At 42.6% G+C, this 3,222-nt stretch carries 3 protein-coding genes; all 3 read right to left on the reverse strand.

The genetic code is table 11. The annotated features are described in order from the left end of the window. Positions 1-111: 111 nt before the first annotated feature. Positions 112-519, reverse strand: coding sequence for a hypothetical protein (locus tag JX312_RS10970; RefSeq protein ID WP_124029405.1), 408 nt, complete (start codon positions 517-519; stop codon positions 112-114). A gap of 78 nt (positions 520-597) precedes the next feature. After that, positions 598-1,236 (reverse strand): response regulator transcription factor, encoded by a 639-nt coding sequence (locus tag JX312_RS10975; protein WP_123403148.1) that lies wholly within the window; start codon positions 1,234-1,236, stop codon positions 598-600. 104 nt (positions 1,237-1,340) lie between these two features. Next, positions 1,341-3,146 (reverse strand): tetratricopeptide repeat-containing sensor histidine kinase, encoded by a 1,806-nt coding sequence (locus tag JX312_RS10980; RefSeq protein ID WP_204458027.1) that lies wholly within the window; start codon positions 3,144-3,146, stop codon positions 1,341-1,343. Positions 3,147-3,222: the final 76 nt, after the last annotated feature.

Genomic DNA, 3,222 nt, shown 5'->3' on the forward strand with positions numbered 1-3,222 from the left:
GCCNGAAAATCGCGTAACCAACATGAATACAGAGTTTAACAATTTCGCATTAACAGATTTTAAGAGACGCCAGTGAATTTTTTTCATGTTGTTTGAGGTGTTTAATAACGTTTATTTTACCATATCCAGATACCATTTTCCCTCTTTGTTATTCAGGATAACAGTCATGTGCCATGTCTCGTCTTTACCGTTGACATTTGTGAAAGAATAATCATATTTTACTCGATATTCGTAGCTATGGTCCTTTTCGTCTGTATATTTGAATTTTTTATTTGTAGATTTTGGTCTTATGTCGGGATTCTTTTTAGCGTATTCTTCAAGTTCAAGAAACCGTTCTATACGGTTGGTGTTTTCAGGATAACAAAGTGTTGACATGCCTTCGTAGTCGTTGCTGATATAATATTCCATAGCCTTGTCGGCAACACTACGGGGATTAGAGTGGTCAACGTCGCCACAGGATTGAAAAAAGATGAACATGGCTGTTATTACCATGAATGCCATCGAAGAAATTTTGTTCATAATACAATAGGTTGTTAAATTTATTAATTGATTAAAATATGGGGTAAACAAATATGATATTTATTGGACACCAATAATTTATATGCGTGAAGTGGGGAGAAGCCCACGCTTCACGGCGTTTAGCACAAGTTCTGCGGAGTTGCGTGCATGAAGTTTTGCGAGAAGGTGGCGTCTATGGGTCTCTATAGTGTTTGAACTCAATCCCATCTGGGCGGCTATGTCGTCAGTTTTTTTACCGGACGCTATCAGGCGAAGCACCTCCAGCTCCTTGGGGCTTGGCATTTCATAAATGTCTATAAGGTGACGCAATTGTTTTGCTTTCTTGCAAAAGTAAGTGTCGCCGGCGGTAACTGAACGTATAGCTGTTGCAATTTCGGTTGAAAGCACATCTTTGAACAAGATTCCTTCTACTCCGGCATCAAAATAATCTTTTATGATCCATAGTTCTTCATGAATCGTGTTTACGATTATTTTTATATCGTGACATTTCCTGCGTATATTGTGAAGTAATGTGATACCGCTGGCATCTGGAAGCTCCACATCAAGAAGGCAGAGATCGTAGTTGCGAACTGAGGTCAGCCAGAGTGCTTCAGCGGCGGTCTTTGCCATATCCACATGACAGCTGTCTCCGAGGAGGTCTTCGATGAGGTGGCGCATTCCGCGAAGCACGATATCATGGTCGTCAACCAGCAATATTTTAAGGTCAGATTTTGCCATGGGTGTAAAAATACGTGAAAAAAGCTTCACACCGCAAAATTAGGCAAATGTGGCGAATTATAAATCACGGAAATCCGTGAGGTAATATGTTTTTTTAGCGGTACTTATTTAAAAATTTTCACTGACATGATATTTATGTTGTTTCTTCGTGTAAAATCAATTGTGCCATTGATAGCCTTTACCCGTTGACGGATATTGTCAATGCCAAGACCGCTGCTGTTTGCTTCATCCGGATTGAATGCAATGCCATTGTCGCATATATCAAGTATGGTTTCATTACCTGATTGTTTCAAAGAAATTGTGGCGTATCGGGCAGCACCGTGGTGTCGTATGTTCGCAATCCATTCTTGAATGATACGGTATAGGTTCATGGATTGTTCCATGTCAAGGTCAATTTGGTCTTGTGAAGGAAGATATTCAACGAACCCGTCGCTTTTATATGCGTATGCTGCAATTAGTTGCGATAATGAAAGCCTGTTGAAGCTCGGTGGTAGGAGTTCGTGGGAGATTGACCGTACTTCGTTGCGTGTGGTGCGGAGCATTTCTGATATTTCGGCAGTGTCATTTCTTCCTCCGGCAAGGGCAAGCTCAATACCGAGCAGGTCATTGCATACCCCGTCGTGAAGCTCGTGTGCAAGCCTTCCGCGCTCTTGTTCTATACCTTCTATACGAGCCTTTATGTTGGCAAGTTCGGTTTTGCGTCTGCGCGACCTCAGATATATGATCAGGAGCAACGATGTCGCGGCTATCACCCCGGCAAGAATCGCGATTATCATGCCTCTGCGCGATTTTTCATGCCTCAGTGCGGCAATCGCCAATTCTTTTTCAGCTGCGTGATAACGAGCGTTGAAGTCTGACATCTGTTTGTTTATGTCGCTTTGGTGAATGCTGTCGGCTATCTCTATCGCCTTTATATATGCATCATTCATGCGCTCAATGTCACCGAGTCCTTTGTAGTTGAGGGCGATTCTCTGATATAGCAGGTGCAGAGGCATAAAGGGACGTGAATCCAACATGTTAAGTATTTTCATCTGTATGTCAAGGCTCTCTTTATAGCGTCCCATTTTTGTCAACACCACAAAACTTTGTTCAAGGAATCCTACAGATTCTATTGATGCTTCGGGCACTTTGTCAAGTAGCGTACGTCCTCGGTTGATATAGTAATTTACAGAATCCGTGTTCCCAAGTCGGTTATGCATAGCTATGACAGATGCGTATGTCTTCAGTATATACCGTGGGATTCCTTTGCGCTCTGCAATTTTTATTATGCTGCGTTGAGTGGCGAGCCCTCTATTGTGGTCGCCTGCAAGGAAAAGTGCGGATCCGAGTGAAGATGCGGCATAAATTTGTGTCTCTATATCATCTGTGAGCTTTGCTTTTTTCCATCCTTTTTCTGCAAACGGGATAGCCTCCTTTAAGCGTCCCTGATTTGCAAACAAGATAGCTAATGATGTTAGTATGTTTGCCTCCATATCCGGAAATCTTCCGTCTTTTATCATGTTGAGAGCATGATTGTAGCATGCCATTGCTGAGTCCTGTTGTTGGCTGACGCGATATGCGACACCTAAATCTGAAAGGGCGTTAATATAAGCCAGCGTGTCGGCGATATCGAAGGCAAGGTCTGCCGCTTTCCGGAAATCTGCCTTTGCTGTGTCATAATTTCCAAGGGTAAAGTTTGCGTTGCCCCGGATTGTCAGTAGTGCCACTTTTTCGCTTCCGTCAAGTGGGTAATGTTCCCGGATTGCATCATTGCAGAGAATGATCGCGCTGTCGGGATTGGAATTGACATATGAATCTATTTCATCAATCCAGTCGTTGTTCTTCCCGGCTGGTGAACCGAAAGATGGAATGCAGGCGATGCATGCAGTGATGGCATAAATGAAAAGCTTGTGCGGGCGAATGGAAATCATGGTTTTTATTTTTAGGATAATGATGGAATACAAATATATGTTTAGTAGATGACAAAAATTAAATAATTCCAAGGAC

The organism is Barnesiella sp. CU968, from assembly GCF_905219685.1.
Lineage (GTDB): Bacteria > Bacteroidota > Bacteroidia > Bacteroidales > Muribaculaceae > Lepagella > Lepagella muris_A.

Excerpts from the sequence above, each read along its gene's own strand:
- JX312_RS10970 (WP_124029405.1), bottom strand. The coding sequence starts at position 519 with ATGAACAAAATTTCTTCGATGGCATTCATGGTAATAACAGCCATGTTC.
- JX312_RS10975 (WP_123403148.1), bottom strand. The coding sequence starts at position 1,236 with ATGGCAAAATCTGACCTTAAAATATTGCTGGTTGACGACCATGATATC.
- JX312_RS10980 (WP_204458027.1), bottom strand. The coding sequence starts at position 3,146 with ATGATTTCCATTCGCCCGCACAAGCTTTTCATTTATGCCATCACTGCA.